The organism is Pseudomonas sp. SDO5591_S426, from assembly GCF_054070755.1.
The window spans coordinates 36,960-53,502 of the sequence record NZ_JBSVXD010000018.1; the positions used below are offsets into that span (position 1 = coordinate 36,960).

The following is a 16,543-nucleotide window of genomic DNA, read 5'->3' on the forward strand; positions in this document are numbered from 1 at the left end:
CACGCGTCGCCACTGTTAAGACTGTTTATCACTTGTAGATTGAATAAAGCAGTCGGATGGGGGGTTGTCCAACTCGGATATTTCTGACGGTTTTTGAGGGCGAGCCTCACAACAAGCTCGGAAATGTGGAATGCCATGACGTGATAATTTTTGTGCAGACGTCATGAGCTACCGCAAACGAGGGGTTTCAACCATGAGTAAAACCAGAAATTTTGCCCTTGGAGATCTCACGAGATGCCTTTTGGAGTGCTATTTTGAGTGTCTCTAAAAGCATCCCAAGGAATTGTTTCATGACACATATCGTGCTTTCTCAGGTCGTGGCGAGCATCTCGGAACTGAAAAGAAACCCGATGGGTACAGTTGCTGCGGGAGGCGGTTCGTCTGTTGCGATTCTTAACCGTAACGAACCAGCTTTTTATTGTGTCCCCGCAAAAGCGTATGAAGCCATGATGAACCGTTTGGAGGACCTGGAACTGATTGCCTTATGCAAGGAGCGGGAAAACGATCCAACCATAAAGGTTTCAATTGATGACCTATGAGTTGGAGTTTTCCGAAAAAGCCTGGAAAGAATGGAGAAAGCTGGGAGAAAACCTGAAAACCCAATTCAAGAAAAAGCTTCAGGAGCGATTGATCAATCCGCACGTTCCCGCAGATCGACTCAGTGGTCTTGGTAATGCCTACAAGATCAAGTTACGCAGCGCGGGATATCGAATGGTTTACCGCGTGAGAGACGAAGTACTCATCGTGACCGTGATAGCTGTGGGGAAAAGAGAGCGCGACGATGTCTACAAGGATGCAAAAGCGCGCTGACGATCGCGCCGATTTGATGCACCTAACTGGGTCATCCAAACCCTGTTGTGAACCAGATACCCGCTCTCTGTAGCCATCGGTAGCGGTTACTTTCCCCGAGCGTTTCGTAACGTTTTTCCACGTGCGTACGCATCCCCCTGATTCAAAACACTTTTCAATCCCCCCTACATTCCCTCCACAACCTGTGGCACACTTTCTGCTGTCTATTCCGTTGTTACATACCTAGTTCCGGTATAGCGGAATATACATCACCCTGGAGTGCTTGCCATGCATCGCCGACCTTCCTTGTTCAAAGCGTGTGTTTTTCTATTTGCAGCGTCTGCTGCTGCCATGGGCGTGGCCCAGGCGGCGGACAGCAAGCTCGATAGCGTTCTGGCCCGTGGCAAATTGATTGTAGGCACCGGCAGCACCAATGCGCCGTGGCACTTCCAGGGCGCCGATGGCAAGTTGCAGGGCTTTGATATCGATATTGCGCGCATCGTGGCCAAAGGCTTGTTCAACGATCCGAGCAAGGTCGAGTTCGTGGTGCAGTCGTCCGACGCGCGGATTCCCAACCTGCTGACCGACAAGGTCGACATGAGTTGCCAGTTCATCACTGTGACCGCCAGCCGTGCCCAGCAAGTGGCGTTCACCTTGCCGTACTACCGCGAAGGCGTTGGCCTGCTGTTGCCGGCTAACAGCAAGTACAAGGAAATCGAGGACATGCAAGCCGCCGGCGATGGTCTGACCGTGGCGGTCCTGCAAAACGTCTACGCCGAAGAACTGGTGCATCAGGCGCTGCCTAAAGCCAAGGTCGATCAGTACGACAGCGTTGACCTGATGTATCAGGCCGTGAACTCCGGTCGCGCCGATGCGGCAGCCACCGACCAGTCTTCGGTGAAATACCTGATGGTGCAGAACGCCGGCCGCTATCGCAGCCCGGCCTACGCCTGGAGCCCGCAAACCTACTCGTGCGCAGTCAAGCGTGGCGATCAGGACTGGCTGAACTTCGTCAACACCGCCCTGCATGAAGCCATGACCGGCGTTGAATTCCCGACGTACGCGGCGTCATTCAAACAGTGGTTCGGCGTGGACCTGCCGTCGCCAGCCATCGGTTTCCCAGTCGAATTCAAATGATCCCGTGAGAGCGGGGCGGTGTTGAATCGCCCTGCTCAAGGTACTGCCGACCATGAACTATCAGTTGAACTTTGCCGCCGTGTGGCGCGATTTCGACACCTTGCTGGCGGGGCTCGGTCTGGGTCTTGAGCTGGCGCTGGTGTCTATCGCCATCGGCTGCGTGATCGGCCTGCTGATGGCGTTTGCTTTGTTGTCGAAGCACCGCGCGTTGCGGGTGCTGGCTTCGGTGTATGTGACGGTGATCCGTAACACGCCGATTCTGGTGTTGATTCTGTTGATCTACTTTGCGTTGCCGAGCCTGGGGATTCGTCTCGACAAGATCCCGTCGTTCATCATCACCCTGTCGCTGTATGCCGGGGCGTACCTGACCGAAGTGTTCCGTGGTGGGTTGTTGAGCATTCCCAAGGGCCAGCGTGAAGCCGGGTTGGCGATTGGCCTGGGCGAGTGGCAGGTCAAGGCCTACGTCACCGTGCCGGTGATGCTGCGCAATGTGCTGCCGGCGCTGTCGAACAACTTCATTTCGCTGTTCAAGGACACCTCGCTGGCGGCGGCGATTGCCGTGCCGGAGCTGACCTATTACGCGCGCAAGATCAATGTCGAGAGCTACCGGGTGATTGAAACCTGGCTGGTGACCACGGCGTTGTATGTCGCGGCCTGCTACCTCATTGCCATGATGCTGCGCTACCTCGAACAGCGTCTGGCGATCCGCCGATAGGAGGCCCCATGTACGAATCCCCCAGTTGGTTGCACGAGTTGTGGGTCGCGCGCGAGCCGTTGATGCAAGGTTTTTTGACCAGTGTGCAGGCTTCGGCGCTGGCGATTTTGTTCGGCACGGTGATCGGTGTTTTCGCCGGGCTGGTGCTGACCTACGGCAAGTTCTGGATGCGCGCGCCGTTTCGTTTTTACGTCGATGTGATTCGCGGTACGCCGGTGTTTGTGCTGGTGCTGGCCTGCTTCTACATGGCGCCGGCGCTGGGCTGGCAGATCAGCGCGTTCCAGGCCGGCGCCTTGGGCCTGACGCTGTTCTGCGGCTCCCACGTCGCCGAGATCGTGCGCGGTGCCTTGCAGGCATTGCCGCGCGGACAGATGGAAGCGAGCAAGGCCATCGGCCTGACGTTCTACCAGTCGCTTGGCTACGTATTGTTGCCTCAGGCATTGCGGCAGATCCTGCCGACCTGGGTCAACTCGTCCACCGAGATCGTCAAGGCCTCGACGCTGTTGTCGGTGATCGGCGTGGCCGAGCTGCTGCTCAGCACCCAGCAGATCATCGCCCGGACGTTCATGACCCTGGAGTTTTACCTGTTCGCCGGTTTTCTGTTCTTCGTCATCAACTACGGCATCGAATTACTCGGCCGGCACATTGAAAAGCGGGTGGCCTTGCCATGACTCAGACTCAAACCAATAACCAGAACGGCCAACCGCTGCTGGACATTCGCGGCCTGCACAAACGCTACGACCAGCTTGAAGTGCTCAAGGGCGTCGACCTGACCATGCAGCGCGGCAACGTGGTGACGTTGATCGGCTCCAGCGGCTCGGGCAAGACCACGCTGCTGCGCTGCGTGAACATGCTCGAAGAATTCCAGGGCGGGCAGATCCTGCTCGACGGCGAGTCCATCGGCTATGACGAGGTCAACGGCAAGCGCATCCGCCACCCGGAAAAAGTCATCGCCCGCCATCGCGCCATGACCGGCATGGCGTTCCAGCAGTTCAACCTGTTCCCGCACCTGACGGCGCTGCAAAACGTCACCCTCGGTTTGCTCAAGGTGAAAAAGCTGCACAAGGACGAGGCCGTGGCCCTCGCGGAGAAATGGCTGGAGCGCGTCGGTCTGCTGGAGCGCCGCGATCACTTTCCCGGCCAACTGTCCGGCGGTCAGCAACAGCGCGTGGCGATTGCCCGGGCGATCGCAATGAACCCGAGCCTGATGCTGTTCGACGAAGTCACTTCGGCCCTCGACCCTGAGCTGGTCAGTGAAGTGCTGAATGTGATCAAGGGCCTGGCGGATGACGGCATGACCATGTTGCTGGTGACCCACGAAATGCGCTTTGCCTTCGAGGTCTCGGACAAGATTGTCTTTATGAATCAAGGTCGCATCGAAGAACAGGGTCCGCCCAAGGACCTGTTCGAGCGTCCGCAATCGCCGCGTCTGGCCGAGTTTCTTAAAAGCACGCGGTTTTAAACACTCGATTTTCAATCAGGAGAAACACTCATGAGCATTACGCGTTACGGCACCGGCAGCGCCGCTGCAGGCGGCACGCCTCGTCCTTTCGCCCGCGCCGTTGAGGCTGATGGCTGGCTGCACGTTTCCGGGCAGGTGCCGGCGGTGGACGGCGAGATCATCACGGGTGGCATCGTCGAGCAGACTCACCAGACCATGAAGAACCTGGTCGCCATTCTCCAAGAGGCCGGTTATGGCCTGGAAGACGTGGTGCGTGTTGGCGTGTGGCTGGAAGATCCGCGGGATTTCACCAGTTTCAACAAGGTCTTCTCCGAGTACTTCAAGCCCGAACACGCCCCGGCGCGGGCCTGTGTGCAGGCGAACATGATGGTCGACTGCAAGGTTGAGATCGACTGCATTGCGTACAAGAAAAAGGCCTGAATTTGACACCGATCGTTCCCATGCTCTGCGTGGGAATGCCTCAACGGACGCTCCGCGTTCGGCTCTTGGGACGCAGAGCGTCCCGGGCTGCATTCCCACGCAGAGCGTGGGAACGATCATTGGCGGTAAACTCCCGGCGACTTTGAATGGGAACCACTGAAATGACCGAAGACACCATCAAGCGCCGGGCACGCGGTCTGGACCGGGCGTTCGATATCCTCGATTTCCTCAAGGAAGTCGGCCAGCCCCTGCGCCCGAACGACATCGCCAACGGCATCGGCAGCCCGAAATCCACGGTCTACGAGCTGGTGGCTTCGCTGCTGGAACGACGCATTCTGGAGCCGGTCGGCAAGGACGGTCACGTTTATCTCGGCCGCCAGCTGTACTTCCTCGGGCAGGCGCATTTGCGTCATTTCGACCTGACCCGCGAGGCCGATCAGGCCTTGCAGGAAATCGTCAGCCAGACCCATGAAACCGCGCAGATGTGCCTGCTCAACGGGCGCAAATACACCGTGGCGCTGATGAAAGAGGGCGAGCGGCATTTTCGTATTTCCTCGGACATCGGCGAGAACGCACCGATCCCATGGACCGCTTCCGGGCGCCTGCTGCTGGCGCACCTCAGCGACCAGGAAATCGTCGACCTGATCGACCACGACGACTTCATCCTGCCCGACGGCGAGCGTTTGCCGCTGGAGCAGTTCCTGAAGGAAATCCGTCAGGCCGGTATCGACGGATTCTTCTCGTTCGATAGCGTTGCCGACACTTTTACCCATTGCTTCGCCGCCGCGGTCAAAGACCCTAACGGCGTGGCCATCGCGACCCTGTGCATCGTCGCCCCCCGGGCCGATGCCAAGAATAATTACAACGACTACCGCCGGGTGCTGATCGATAGTGCGAACAGCCTGGCCCGTCGCATCAACGAATAACCGCGGCCGTTTGCGGCCGCGAAAGTGAGGAATTCGACCATGTCTACTGCCCCCAATACTGCCAACGTGGATAAAGGCGCAGCACGGATCGGCGCAAGCCTGGTGCGTGACGTCAGCCTGCCGGCGCTGGTGCTGCACCGTGAAGCGCTGGAACACAACATTCGCTGGATGCAGGCATTCGTCAGCAACAGCGGCGCGGAACTGGCGCCCCACGGCAAGACCAGCATGACCCCGGCGCTGTTTCGTCGGCAACTGGACGCCGGCGCCTGGGGCATCACCCTGGCCAGCGCCACGCAAACCCGTGCGGCCTATGCCCACGGCGTGCGCCGGGTGTTGATGGCCAACCAACTGGTGGGCACGCCGAACATGGCGTTGATTGCTGATTTGTTGGCCGACCCGACGTTCGACTTCTATTGCATGGTCGATCACCCGGACAACGTCGCCGATCTCGGCGCCTATTTCGCCTCGCGCGGTGTGCACCTGAACGTGATGATCGAGTACGGCGTGGTCGGCGGGCGTTGCGGTTGCCGCAGCGAACAGGAAGTGCTGGACCTGGCCAAGGCCATCGCTGCGCAACCGGCACTGGCATTGACCGGGATCGAAGGCTACGAGGGTGTGATTCATGGTGATCACGCTGTCAGCGGGATCCGTGCGTTCGCCGGGTCTTTGGTGCGTTTGGCGGTGCAGTTGCAGGACAGCGGCGCGTTCGCCATCGCCAAACCGGTCATTACCGCTTCCGGCTCGGCCTGGTATGACCTGATTGCCGAGGAGTTCGAAGCGCAAAACGCTGCCGGGCGTTTCCTCAGCGTGTTGCGTCCAGGCAGTTATGTGGCCCACGACCATGGCATTTACAAAGAGGCGCAATGCTGCGTCCTTGATCGCCGCAGCGATTTGCAAGAAGGCCTGCGTCCGGCGCTGGAAGTCTGGGCGCACGTGCAGTCGTTGCCGGAGCCGGGCTTCGCGGTGATTGCCCTGGGCAAACGCGATGTGGCCTACGACGCTGGTCTGCCGGTGCCGTTGCAGCGTTACAAGGCCGGCGTGGTGCCGGCCAAGGGCGACGACGTCGGCGCCTGCAAGGTGACGGCGGTGATGGACCAGCATGCGTTCATGACCGTGGCGCCGGGGGTTGAATTGCGCGTGGGCGACATCATTTCGTTCGGCACTTCGCACCCGTGCCTGACGTTCGACAAATGGCGCACGGGGTGTCTGGTGGATGAGCAGTTGAACGTCATCGAGAACATGGAAACCTGTTTCTAAGGCTTGAGACCGAGGTGCGGCCATCGCGGGCAAGCCATGCTCCTACAGAACGGATGTGATCTGGCGAACAACATCAATCCTGTAGGAGCCGAGCTTGCTCGCGATGAGGCCCTGGCAGACAACATCGCGATACCAGAGACCCACAAAAATGAACACCATCAACACCCTCGGCCCCAACACCCCGCGCATCGCCCTGATCGGCGAATGCATGATCGAGCTACAGCACCGCGCCGACGGCAGCCTGCAACAAAGCTTCGGCGGCGATACCTTGAACACGGCGGTCTACCTGTCCCGTGAATTGGGCGCAGCCGGCTCGGTGGACTACGTCACCGCATTGGGCGACGACAGTTTCAGCGATGCCATGTGCCAGAGCTGGGCTGAAGAGAATATCGGTCTGGGCATGGTTCAGCGCTTGCCCGGACGCTTGCCGGGGTTGTACTGCATCCAGACCGACGCGGCGGGTGAACGGCGTTTTCTCTACTGGCGCAACGAAGCGGCGGTGCGCGATTGCTTCACCACCCCGGCCGCCGAGCCGATCCTGGCGGCGTTGCCGGATTACGACGTGCTGTATTTCAGTGGCATCACCCTGGCGGTGCTGGGCGTGCAAGGCCGGGAAAAACTACTGCTCACCCTGATCGAAGCCCGGCAGCGTGATGCGCGGATCGTCTTCGACAACAACTACCGGCCACGGCTTTGGGCTTCGGTGGAAGAAGCGCGGGCGGCTTATCGCAGTGTCTTGCCGTACATCGACCTCGCATTGCTGACTGTCGATGACGAGCAGGCGCTGTTCCATTTTGCCGATGATGCAGCGGTATTTGCCGCGTACGAGCAGATCGGCACGCCGGAAGTGGTGCTCAAGCGCGGTGCCGAGGCGTGTTTGATTCGTTGTGCTGGCGAGTCATTCGAGGTGCCGGCGCAGAAGGTCGAGCGAGTGGTGGACACCACGGCGGCGGGGGATTCGTTCAGCGCGGCGTATTTGGCCTCGCGGCTCAAGGGCGGAAGTCCGGCGGAGGCTGCCGAGGCGGGGCATCGGTTGGCGAGTCGGGTGATTCAGGTGCCGGGGGCGCTGATCCCAAGGTAAACGGTGAATGGCCGTTGGCTGCGCCATCGGATCGCTGGCAAGCCAGCTCCCACAGGTTTTTTGCTGCGGCTGAAATCTGTGGCCACTCACAAAACTCTGTGGGAGCTGGCTTGCCAGCGATGAGGGCCTAAAGCCAACCACTCAATCCCGGTAAAACACCTGCACCAGGTGATAGCCAAATTTGCTCTTGATCGGCCCATGCACCACCCGCAGCGGTTTCTTGAAGATCACCGCATCGATCGCACCGACCATCTGCCCCGGCCGCACTTCACCCAAATCACCGCCGCGCTTGCCGGACGGGCAGGTCGAGTACTTCTTGGCCAGCACATCAAAGGCTTCGCCCTTGGCGATGCGTTGCTTGAGTTGCTCGGCTTCTTCCGAGGTTTTCACCAGGATATGGCGGGCTTGAGCTTTCATGGGGCGAATACCTTGTAACGGTGGTGACAATGCTGGTGAGAAAGAGGGCGCGCGCGATTATGCCTTAACTCACTCGGAACGGCCGATCATCGTGCGAATCTTGTTGGCCAGCAAATCAATGGAAAACGGTTTGGCCACCATGTCCATGCCTTCCTCAAGGAAACCCTGGCGCTCGGCAGCCATCTGCGCATAACCGGTCATGAACAGCACTTTCAGTTGCGGGCGATGCTGGCGCGCGATCTCCGCCAGTTGCCGGCCGTTCATTCCCGGCAGGCCGACATCGGTGACCAGCAGATCGACCCGCAGATCGGATTCGAGCAAGGGCAGGGCGGCCTTCGCATCTTCGGCTTCGTGGGCGTGATAACCCAGTTCTTTGAGCAGGTCGAGCACCAGCATGCGCACCGCCGGGTCGTCTTCCACCAACACCACGGTTTCCCCGGCAATCGCCGGCGGCGCCTGGCTGATGACCGGTGACAGCACGTCCTCCGGCTCCACTGCATGCAGGCGCGGCAGATACAAACGCACGCTGGTGCCCTGGCCCGGCAGGCTGAACAGGCTGACGTGGCCGCCCGACTGCTGGGCAAAACCGTAAATCATCGACAAGCCGAGCCCGGTGCCTTGGCCGATCGGCTTGGTGGTGAAGAACGGGTCGAACGCCTTGGCCAGGACTTTGGCTGTCATGCCGGTGCCGTTGTCGCTGACGGCGATCATCAGGTAGTCGCCAGCCTTGACCGGTTCCAGGGTGTTGATGTCGCTGCTGTCGAGGTAGACGTTGGCCGTTTCAATCCGCAGTTCACCGCCATCAGGCATGGCATCCCGGGCGTTGATGACCAGGTTGAGCAGGGCGTTTTCCAGTTGACTGACATCGGTGCTGACCGGCCAGACGTCTTCGGCCAGTTGCAGCTTGAGTTCGATATGGTCGCCCTTGGTCCGGCGCAGCAGATCTTCCAGGGAATGGATCAGCTCGTTGGCATTCAGCGGCCTGCGATCCAGCGACTGACGCCGGGAGAACGCCAGCAGGCGATGGGTCAGCGCGGCAGCGCGGTTGGCTGAGGACACGGCGGCCTCGGTGAAACGGCCGATTTCTTCGGTGCGCCCGTCGGCGATGTAGCGCTGCATCAGGTCGAGGCTGCCGATGATCCCGGTAAGCATGTTGTTGAAGTCATGGGCGATGCCGCCGGTGAGCTGCCCCACGGCTTCCATTTTTTGCGCATGACGTAAGGCGTCTTCTGCGCGTTCGCGCTCGAACATCTCGTTTTGCAGGCGCTGGTTGGTCTCGGCCAGTTGCTGGGTGCGGGCGGCGACCCGTTCTTCGAGGGTTTCGTTGAGATTGCGCAACGCTTCTTCGGTCTGTTTGCGCTCGGTTTCGTCGATCACGAAGATGTAGAAACCGTTCACCGCGCCGTCCGCACCATGGCGCGGCAAGTAGTTCATCAGCGCATGGCGGATGCTGCCGTCGCGGTGCGGCGTGTTGATGCTGAAGCAGCACGATTTGCCGGTCAGCGCCTGGGCGATGTGCTCGGCGCGCAAGGCATAAGCCTCATCTCCCAGTACCTCGCGAACTGTCCGGCCGAAGAGTTCCTGGGGCGTGAGGCCGTACCAATCCAGATACGCGGCGTTGTTCAGGCGAAAGCGCTCTTCGCGATCCACATAGCTGATCAGGATCGGCATGGCGTTGATGATCAGCTGCAACTCGGTCTGACTCTGGCGCAGGGCCTGTTCGGTGTTTTTGCGATCGGTCAGGTCCAGGGAGGCACCGAGGAAGCGGATTGGCCGGCCGTGATGGTCCTTGTAGCAACGCCCGCGGGCAAATACCCAGCGCAGCTGACCGTCGGCTTGCAACAAGCGATATTCCTCGGCGTATTCAGTGCCGTGGGTGATGCAATGCTTGATGCTGCGGGCAATCAAGGCGCGGTCTTCGGGGTGAACGCCGTGGAGGTAAGCGCTGATCGGCAACTGGCCGGCCATGACCGGATCGATGCCGTGCAACTGGGCGAAATGCGCGTCGGCGATGAAACGGTCCTCGCTGATGTCCCAATCCCAGGTGCCCACCGCATCGGTGGCGGCGAGGGCCAGTTGCAAGCGTTCCTCGGTTTCCTGCTGCGCCTTGAGGCTGGCGGCCGAACGCTGCTCCAGTTCCAGGGCGATACGCCGGCGCTCGTTGGTTTCGATGGCGGTGACTAGAATTCCCGCGACCTCGGCGTTTTCGTCACGGATCGGGCTGTAGGTCAGGTCAAGCCAGAAGTCGGAATCCTTGCCTTCGCGTTGTAGGGTAAAGCGCTGCTCGCTGTAGGTCCGCACTTGGCCTTGTAGGACGGCGCTGTAAATCGGGTCGGCAAAGTCTTTGAGTTCTGGCCAGATCTGGTGTGTCGGCTGTCCGAAAGCGTGCGGATGCTTGCTGCCGGCGAGCAGGGCGAAGCCGTCGTTGTAGATCTGCGTCAGCTGCGGGCCCCAGAGCAACAGCATCGGCATCGGTGAATGGATCACGATGTCCACGGCGGTGCGCAGGCTCTGCGGCCAGGTACTGGCGGCGCCCAACGGACTGTTCGCCCAATCCAGTCGGGCAATCAAGGCCTGGGCATCGCTGCCGGTGGGTGATGCGTTCATCAAGGTGTCCTGCACATGAGTCGGTGTGGCGTGTCTACTATTCTTGGTTGACGCTGAATGCCCCGATTCGGGTCATTTTTTTTCATTGAATGCTTCGCGGGTGCTTTTTGCCATGGAAATCGATGCGTTGTTAAAACGCCTGGCCAGCCAGGATGGCTCCGATCTTTACCTGTCCACCGGCGCGCCACCCTGTGCGCGTTTCGACGGTGTTCTTGCGCCCCTGACCGATCAGCCGTTCAAACCGGGGGATATCGCGGCGATTGCCGGGTCCATCATGGACGCCGAACAGCGTCTGGAGTTCGATCGTGAACTGGAGATGAACCTGGCTATTTCTTTGACCGGTATCGGGCGCTTTCGGGTCAATATTTTCAAACAGCGTAACGATGTGTCGATGGTCGTGCGCAACGTCAAACTGGACATTCCGCGCTTCGAAGACCTCAAATTGCCGCCGGTGTTGCTGGAAACGGTAATGCTCAAGCAAGGCTTGATACTGTTCGTCGGCGCCACCGACTCGGGCAAGTCTACCTCGCTGGCGGCGCTCATCGACCACCGCAATCGCCATAGTCGCGGGCATATCGTCACCATCGAAGACCCGATCGAGTACATCCACCGGCACAAGCAATCGATCATCAATCAGCGCGAGGTCGGCGTCGATACGCGCAGTTTCCATGCTGCGTTGAAAAATACCCTGCGTCAGGCGCCGGACGTGGTGCTGGTCGGCGAAATCCGCGACCGCGAAACCATGGAACATGCCCTGGCGTTCGCCGATACCGGGCATCTGGTGATCTCCACGCTACATGCCCACAACGCCCATCAGGCGCTGGACCGCATCATCAACTTCTTCCCCGAAGAGCGCCGGAGTCAACTGCTCAATGATCTGGGGAATAACCTCAAGGCCTGCGTTTCTCAACGACTGGTGCGTAGCCGAGATGGGCAACGCCGGGTGGCGGTGGAGGTGATGCTGGGGACGCCGACGGTTGGCGATCTGATTCGGCTCAATCAGTTTTCCGAGCTCAAGGGTGTGATGGAGAAGTCAGCGGCGCAGGGGATGCAGACGTTTGACGGCGCGCTTTATGCCTTGGTCGTAGAGGGCATGATTGATGAGGAAGAAGCGTTGAAGCATGCCGATTCGGTGAACAATCTGCGGTTGCGGTTGAAGTTGCACACGGAGTCCACTCCCGGCGATTGGGGGCTCATGGACTGACGCAAATCCCCTGTAGGAGCTGCCGCAGGCTGCGATCTTTTGACTTTAAAGATCAAAAGATCGCAGCCTGCGGCTGCTCCTACACAGGGCGCATTTCAACTCTGCAGCTCTGGCCGGTCGCGAAATTGCTCCAGCGCCTCTGGATTGGCCAGCGCATCGGTGTTCTTCACCTTCTGCCCATGCACGACATTGCGCACCGCCAACTCGACGATTTTGCCGCTGATGGTCCGGGGAATATCGGTCACCGCAACAATCTTCGCCGGTACATGGCGCGGTGTGGTGTTGGCGCGAATGACTTGGCGAATTTCCTGCTGCAACGCTTCATCCAGCTCCACGCCGTCGCGCAAACGCACGAACAGCACCACCCGCACGTCGTCCTGCCATTGCTGACCGATGGCCACGCTGTCGAGTACCTGCGGGACCTTCTCCACCTGACGGTAAATCTCCGCCGTGCCGATGCGCACACCACCGGGGTTGAGCACGGCGTCGGAACGGCCGTGGATCATCATCCCGCCGTTCGGCAATTGCTCGGCGTAATCGCCTTGGGCCCAGACACCGGGAAACTGGCTGAAATACGACGCCTTGAGCTTTTCGCCGTCGGGGTCGTGCCAAAGGCCGATGGGCATCGCCGGAAAGTGCCGGGTGCAAACCAGTTCGCCTTTTTCACCAATCACCGGATGACCGTCGTCGTTCCATACCTCGACGGCCATGCCCAGGCTTTTGCCCTGCATTTCGCCACGGCGCACCGGTTGCAGTGGATTGCCATTGGCAAAGCACGAAACGATATCGGTGCCACCCGACATCGAAGCCAGGCAGACATCAGCCTTGAGGTCTCGATACACGTAATCGTAACTCTGTGGTGATAGCGCCGAGCCGGTGCACAGCAGGGTTTTCAGGCTACCCAGATCATGGCTGTGCATGGGCTTCACGCCGCTGCTTTCCAGGGTTGCGAGGAATTTCGGGCTGGTGCCGAAGACACTGATGCGCTCGTCGTCGATCAGATCAATCAGGCGCTCGGGGTCAGACTGAAACGGCGAGCCGTCGTACAGCACAACGGCGCTGCCCACGGCGAGGGCCGAGACCAGCCAGTTCCACATCATCCAGCCGCAAGTGGTGTAGTAGAACAGGCGTTCGCCGGGGCCGAGGTCGCAATGCAGGCCATGTTCCTTGACGTGTTGCAGCAACACGCCGCCGGTGCTGTGGATGATGCATTTCGGCACGCCGGTGGTGCCGCTCGAATAGAGAATGTACAGCGGATGAGCGAAGGGCACGGGGACGAAATCCGGCTCGCCGCCGGGGAAATAGAAATCGTCCCACAGCGTCACGTTCGCCGCTGTGTGGAAGTCTTCGATGCGCGCTTCTGGCCGTGCGTAAGGCACGATGACCAATTGCTGCAACGACGGCAGGCGTTCGAGGATTTCGTTGACCTTGAGGGTCTGGTCGATCTCTTTGCCGGCGTAACGATAGCCGGCGCAGGTTACCAGCACTTTCGGTTCGATCTGGCCGAAGCGGTCGATCACTCCTTGCGTACCGAAGTCCGGCGAAGAGCAGGACCAGATCGCGCCGAGGCTGGTGGTGGCGAGCATGGCCACCAAGGTCTGCCAGGTGTTGGGCATACACGCCGCCACCCGATCGCCCAAGCCGACGCCGGCGGCGATCAAACCGCTTTGAAAGCCGGCGACATGCTCCGCCAGTTCGGCCCAGGTCAGGTGTTCGCGCTGGCCGTTTTCCGCTACGGCGACCACCGCCACGGCGTCGTCGCGACGGCGCAGCAAGTGTTCGGCGAAGTTCAGGGTCGCACCGGGAAACCACTGGGCGCTGGGCATTTGCGCGCCTTCGAGCAGTACCGCGTCGGGTTGCTCATGGAAGCGGATATCGAAGAAGTCGACGATGGCTTGCCAGAAATCCTGGCGCTGATCGATGGACCACTGGTGCAGGGCAGGGTAGTCGTCGATGTGCAGGTGATGTCGCTGATTAATGAAACGCCGAAAGGCTTCCATGCGGGTCTTGCCGATGCGCTCGGCGCTGGGTTGCCACAGGATCTCGGACATGGTTTGCCTCTTTTTGTTGGCGAGTGCTGAGCACTCGATCGCTAGCAGGCTAGCTCCCACAAGGAACCGCATTTCAATGTGGGAGCTAGCCTGCTAGCCTGCTAGCGATGAACGATAACGCGGTCTAGCGGCCAATCACTGCGCCAACCACCCACCATCAATATTCCACGCCGCACCCCGCACCTGAGCCCCGGCCTCGCTGCACAAGAACAGCACCAACTCGCCCAGTTGCGGCGGGGTCACAAACTCCAGCGACGGCTGCTTCTCGGCCAGCAAATCATGCTGCGCCTGCTGCGGGTCGATCCCGGTCGCGGCGCGATCATCGATCTGTTTCTGCACCAGCGGCGTCAGCACCCAGCCCGGGCAAATCGCGTTGCAGGTGACGTTGCTGGTCGCGGTTTCCAGGGCGACCACTTTGGTCAGCCCGATCACGCCGTGCTTGGCCGCAACGTAAGCTGCCTTGCCCGTCGAACCGACCAGGCCATGCACCGAAGCAATGTTGATCACTCGGCCCCAGCCCTTGGCGCGCATGCCCGGCAAACTCAGGCGAGTGCTGTGAAACACCGACGACAGATTGATCGCGATGATCGAATCCCAGCGCTCCACCGGGAACTCGTCCACCGGCGCCACGTGCTGGATGCCGGCGTTGTTGACCAGAATATCGACGCCGCCAAACTCACGCTCGGCGTAGGCAATCATGTCGGCGATCTGCGCCGGGTCGCTGACGTCGGCCGGGTGATGGCCGACCTTGCCGCCGAACTGCTGAACCTCGGCGATCACTTTGGATGCATCGCCAAAACCGTTGAGGATCAGGTTGGCGCCGGCCTTGGCCAGGCTCAGGGCAATGCCCAGGCCGATGCCGCTGGTGGAGCCGGTGACCAGTGCGGTCTTGCCCGAAAGAGTCGTCATGAATACCTCACACAATGCCAGTGGCGTAGAAAGTACCGATCACCACGAAAACCGCCAGGGTCTTGATCAGCGTAATACAGAAAATGTCTTTGTAAGCCTCGCGGTGGGTCAGGCCGGTGACCGCGAGCAAGGTAATCACTGCGCCGTTATGCGGCAGGGTGTCCATGCCGCCACTGGCCATCGCGGCTACGCGGTGCATGACTTCCAGCGGGATGTTCGCGGCGTGGGCGGCGGCGATGAACTGCTCGGACATGGCTGCCAGCGCGATGCTCATGCCGCCCGACGCGGAACCGGTGATACCGGCCAGCAAGGTCACGGTAATTGCTTCGTTGACCAGCGGATTGGGAATGCCCTTGAGCCAGTCGGCCAGCACCAGGAAGCCCGGCAGGGAAGCGATCACCGCACCGAAACCGTATTCCGAGGCAGTGTTCATCGCCGCGAGCAACGCGCCGCTGACTGCGCTTTTGCTGCCTTCGGCGAGCTTGCTGCTGATCGCTTTGTAGCCGAACGCCAACACCATGAGGATGCCCACCAGCAACGCGGCCTGTACGGCCCAGATCGCGGTGAGCTTGGCGATTTCGGTGGTCACCGGTGCGGCCATGCCCGGCAGCGCCAGGCTGTGGGTCTTGCCGTACCACTGCGGAATCCACTGGGTGAACAGCAGGTTCATGATGCCCACGGCCAACAGCGGCGACAGGGCGATCCACGGGTTGGGCAGTTTGATGTCGGCGGCGGTTTCCGGCTCGTTGCGCAAGTCGGTGCCATAGCCTTCACCGGAACGCTGGGCCTTGTTGCGTTGGCGCTGGAGGAACAGCATGCCGGCGCAGAAGACGAAAATCGTCCCGATCACACCCAGCCACGGCGCCGCCCAGGCGGTGGTGTTGAAGAAAGTGCTGGGGATGATGTTCTGGATCTGCGGGGTGCCGGGCAGGGCATCCATGGTGAACGAGAAGGCGCCGAGGGCGATGGTCGCCGGGATCAGGCGCTTGGGGATGTTGCTCTGGCGGAACATTTCAGCGGCAAACGGATAGACCGCGAACACCACCACGAACAGCGACACGCCGCCGTAAGTGAGCAAGGCGCAAACCAGCACGATCACCAGCATCGCCTGACGGGTGCCAAGCAAGCGGATGGCGGCGGCGACAATAGAACGCGAAAAGCCGGACAGTTCGATCAGCTTGCCGAACACCGCGCCGAGCAGGAACACCGGGAAATACAGTTTGATGAAGCCGACCATTTTCTCCATGAACACGCCGGTGAAGGCGGGTGCAACGGCGGAAGGGTCAGTCAAAAGGACAGCGCCGAGGGCGGCAATCGGGGCAAAAAGGATAACGCTGTAGCCACGGTAAGCAGCCAGCATCAGCAGCGCGAGGGCTGCCAAGGCAATGATCACACTCATGGTGTGTCTCCTGGGATTGTTATTTTTTTAGGTAGTACTTTGTGGAGGGGCTATAGCGAGTTTCGTGCCAAAAGCATAAGTCATTGAAATATAAGGATTTAATATTCTGAAAAGGATTATTTGTCTCTATTTGGAGATTTTTTGTGCCTGAAAAGATCGCAGCCTGCGG

The 16,543-nt window shown here is 60.1% G+C and carries 16 protein-coding genes; 11 read left to right on the plus strand and 5 right to left on the minus strand.

All coding sequences use genetic code 11. The annotated features are described in order from the left end of the window. The first annotated feature begins 290 nt into the window (after positions 1-290). The 10 genes from ACW9JC_RS06390 to ACW9JC_RS06435 all read left to right on the plus strand — a co-directional run bounded on the left by ACW9JC_RS06390 (position 291) and on the right by ACW9JC_RS06435 (position 7,787). A complete protein-coding gene (locus ACW9JC_RS06390; RefSeq protein ID WP_338580517.1) occupies positions 291-539 on the plus strand; it encodes a type II toxin-antitoxin system Phd/YefM family antitoxin in 249 nt (82 codons plus the stop codon). Beyond that, on the plus strand, positions 529-810 hold the full coding sequence (locus tag ACW9JC_RS06395) for a type II toxin-antitoxin system RelE family toxin (protein ID WP_457454226.1): 282 nt from the start codon (positions 529-531) through the stop codon (positions 808-810). Before ACW9JC_RS06390 ends, ACW9JC_RS06395 begins: the two co-directional genes overlap by 11 nt. 267 nt (positions 811-1,077) lie before the next feature. Beyond that, entirely contained in the window at positions 1,078-1,926 is an 849-nt protein-coding gene (locus ACW9JC_RS06400; protein WP_457454227.1) for a transporter substrate-binding domain-containing protein, read from the plus strand. A gap of 52 nt (positions 1,927-1,978) precedes the next feature. Next, positions 1,979-2,641 carry an amino acid ABC transporter permease gene (locus ACW9JC_RS06405; RefSeq protein WP_007941741.1) on the plus strand — a complete coding sequence of 221 codons (663 nt, stop codon included), beginning with the start codon at positions 1,979-1,981 and terminating at the stop codon, positions 2,639-2,641. A gap of 8 nt (positions 2,642-2,649) precedes the next feature. Beyond that, positions 2,650-3,312 carry an amino acid ABC transporter permease gene (locus ACW9JC_RS06410; RefSeq protein WP_416127124.1) on the plus strand — a complete coding sequence of 221 codons (663 nt, stop codon included), beginning with the start codon at positions 2,650-2,652 and terminating at the stop codon, positions 3,310-3,312. Then, on the plus strand, positions 3,309-4,103 hold the full coding sequence (locus ACW9JC_RS06415) for an amino acid ABC transporter ATP-binding protein (RefSeq protein WP_448108092.1): 795 nt from the start codon (positions 3,309-3,311) through the stop codon (positions 4,101-4,103). The genes ACW9JC_RS06410 and ACW9JC_RS06415 overlap by 4 nt, the downstream gene beginning before the upstream one ends. 30 nt (positions 4,104-4,133) lie before the next feature. Continuing rightward, on the plus strand, positions 4,134-4,523 hold the full coding sequence (locus ACW9JC_RS06420; RefSeq protein WP_448108091.1) for a RidA family protein: 390 nt from the start codon (positions 4,134-4,136) through the stop codon (positions 4,521-4,523). A gap of 161 nt (positions 4,524-4,684) precedes the next feature. Further along, a complete protein-coding gene (locus ACW9JC_RS06425) occupies positions 4,685-5,449 on the plus strand; it encodes an IclR family transcriptional regulator (protein ID WP_457454241.1) in 765 nt (254 codons plus the stop codon). Between the two features lie 39 nt (positions 5,450-5,488). Beyond that, positions 5,489-6,706, plus strand: coding sequence for an amino acid deaminase (locus ACW9JC_RS06430; RefSeq protein WP_457454229.1), 1,218 nt, complete (start codon positions 5,489-5,491; stop codon positions 6,704-6,706). A 148-nt stretch (positions 6,707-6,854) separates the two neighbouring features. Further along, positions 6,855-7,787, plus strand: coding sequence for a sugar kinase (locus ACW9JC_RS06435; protein WP_457454231.1), 933 nt, complete (start codon positions 6,855-6,857; stop codon positions 7,785-7,787). A gap of 141 nt (positions 7,788-7,928) precedes the next feature. On the opposite strand, the gene ACW9JC_RS06440 is transcribed toward ACW9JC_RS06435, so the two are convergent. Together ACW9JC_RS06440 and ACW9JC_RS06445 are read right to left on the minus strand one after the other, a co-directional pair. Beyond that, positions 7,929-8,204, minus strand: a complete 276-nt coding sequence (locus tag ACW9JC_RS06440; protein WP_007933743.1) for a peptidylprolyl isomerase — start codon at positions 8,202-8,204, stop codon at positions 7,929-7,931. Between the two features lie 69 nt (positions 8,205-8,273). Further along, on the minus strand, positions 8,274-10,811 hold the full coding sequence (locus tag ACW9JC_RS06445; RefSeq protein ID WP_457454233.1) for a PAS domain-containing protein: 2,538 nt from the start codon (positions 10,809-10,811) through the stop codon (positions 8,274-8,276). A 112-nt stretch (positions 10,812-10,923) separates the two neighbouring features. Here ACW9JC_RS06445 and ACW9JC_RS06450 point away from each other — a divergent pair, with 112 nt between their 5' ends. Then, positions 10,924-12,015, plus strand: coding sequence for a PilT/PilU family type 4a pilus ATPase (locus ACW9JC_RS06450; protein WP_457454235.1), 1,092 nt, complete (start codon positions 10,924-10,926; stop codon positions 12,013-12,015). Positions 12,016-12,110: 95 nt separating this feature from the next. Here ACW9JC_RS06450 and ACW9JC_RS06455 read toward each other — a convergent pair whose 3' ends face one another. From ACW9JC_RS06455 to ACW9JC_RS06465, 3 genes are all read right to left on the minus strand, one after another. After that, entirely contained in the window at positions 12,111-14,066 is a 1,956-nt protein-coding gene (locus ACW9JC_RS06455) for an acetoacetate--CoA ligase (protein ID WP_457454237.1), read from the minus strand. 135 nt (positions 14,067-14,201) lie between these two features. After that, positions 14,202-14,975, minus strand: a complete 774-nt coding sequence (hbdH, locus tag ACW9JC_RS06460; protein WP_457454239.1) for a 3-hydroxybutyrate dehydrogenase — start codon at positions 14,973-14,975, stop codon at positions 14,202-14,204. A gap of 7 nt (positions 14,976-14,982) precedes the next feature. Next, on the minus strand, positions 14,983-16,374 hold the full coding sequence (locus tag ACW9JC_RS06465) for a GntP family permease (protein WP_338580532.1): 1,392 nt from the start codon (positions 16,372-16,374) through the stop codon (positions 14,983-14,985). Positions 16,375-16,543: the final 169 nt, after the last annotated feature.

What these genes read in the sequence shown, in the direction of transcription:
- ACW9JC_RS06390 (WP_338580517.1), top strand. Translation starts at nt 291, where the DNA reads ATGACACATATCGTGCTTTCTCAGGTCGTGGCGAGCATCTCGGAACTG.
- ACW9JC_RS06395 (WP_457454226.1), top strand. Translation starts at nt 529, where the DNA reads ATGACCTATGAGTTGGAGTTTTCCGAAAAAGCCTGGAAAGAATGGAGA.
- ACW9JC_RS06400 (WP_457454227.1), top strand. Translation starts at nt 1,078, where the DNA reads ATGCATCGCCGACCTTCCTTGTTCAAAGCGTGTGTTTTTCTATTTGCA.
- ACW9JC_RS06405 (WP_007941741.1), top strand. Translation starts at nt 1,979, where the DNA reads ATGAACTATCAGTTGAACTTTGCCGCCGTGTGGCGCGATTTCGACACC.
- ACW9JC_RS06410 (WP_416127124.1), top strand. Translation starts at nt 2,650, where the DNA reads ATGTACGAATCCCCCAGTTGGTTGCACGAGTTGTGGGTCGCGCGCGAG.
- ACW9JC_RS06415 (WP_448108092.1), top strand. Translation starts at nt 3,309, where the DNA reads ATGACTCAGACTCAAACCAATAACCAGAACGGCCAACCGCTGCTGGAC.
- ACW9JC_RS06420 (WP_448108091.1), top strand. Translation starts at nt 4,134, where the DNA reads ATGAGCATTACGCGTTACGGCACCGGCAGCGCCGCTGCAGGCGGCACG.
- ACW9JC_RS06425 (WP_457454241.1), top strand. Translation starts at nt 4,685, where the DNA reads ATGACCGAAGACACCATCAAGCGCCGGGCACGCGGTCTGGACCGGGCG.
- ACW9JC_RS06430 (WP_457454229.1), top strand. Translation starts at nt 5,489, where the DNA reads ATGTCTACTGCCCCCAATACTGCCAACGTGGATAAAGGCGCAGCACGG.
- ACW9JC_RS06435 (WP_457454231.1), top strand. Translation starts at nt 6,855, where the DNA reads ATGAACACCATCAACACCCTCGGCCCCAACACCCCGCGCATCGCCCTG.
- ACW9JC_RS06440 (WP_007933743.1), bottom strand. Translation starts at nt 8,204, where the DNA reads ATGAAAGCTCAAGCCCGCCATATCCTGGTGAAAACCTCGGAAGAAGCC.
- ACW9JC_RS06445 (WP_457454233.1), bottom strand. Translation starts at nt 10,811, where the DNA reads ATGAACGCATCACCCACCGGCAGCGATGCCCAGGCCTTGATTGCCCGA.
- ACW9JC_RS06450 (WP_457454235.1), top strand. Translation starts at nt 10,924, where the DNA reads ATGGAAATCGATGCGTTGTTAAAACGCCTGGCCAGCCAGGATGGCTCC.
- ACW9JC_RS06455 (WP_457454237.1), bottom strand. Translation starts at nt 14,066, where the DNA reads ATGTCCGAGATCCTGTGGCAACCCAGCGCCGAGCGCATCGGCAAGACC.
- hbdH (WP_457454239.1), bottom strand. Translation starts at nt 14,975, where the DNA reads ATGACGACTCTTTCGGGCAAGACCGCACTGGTCACCGGCTCCACCAGC.
- ACW9JC_RS06465 (WP_338580532.1), bottom strand. Translation starts at nt 16,374, where the DNA reads ATGAGTGTGATCATTGCCTTGGCAGCCCTCGCGCTGCTGATGCTGGCT.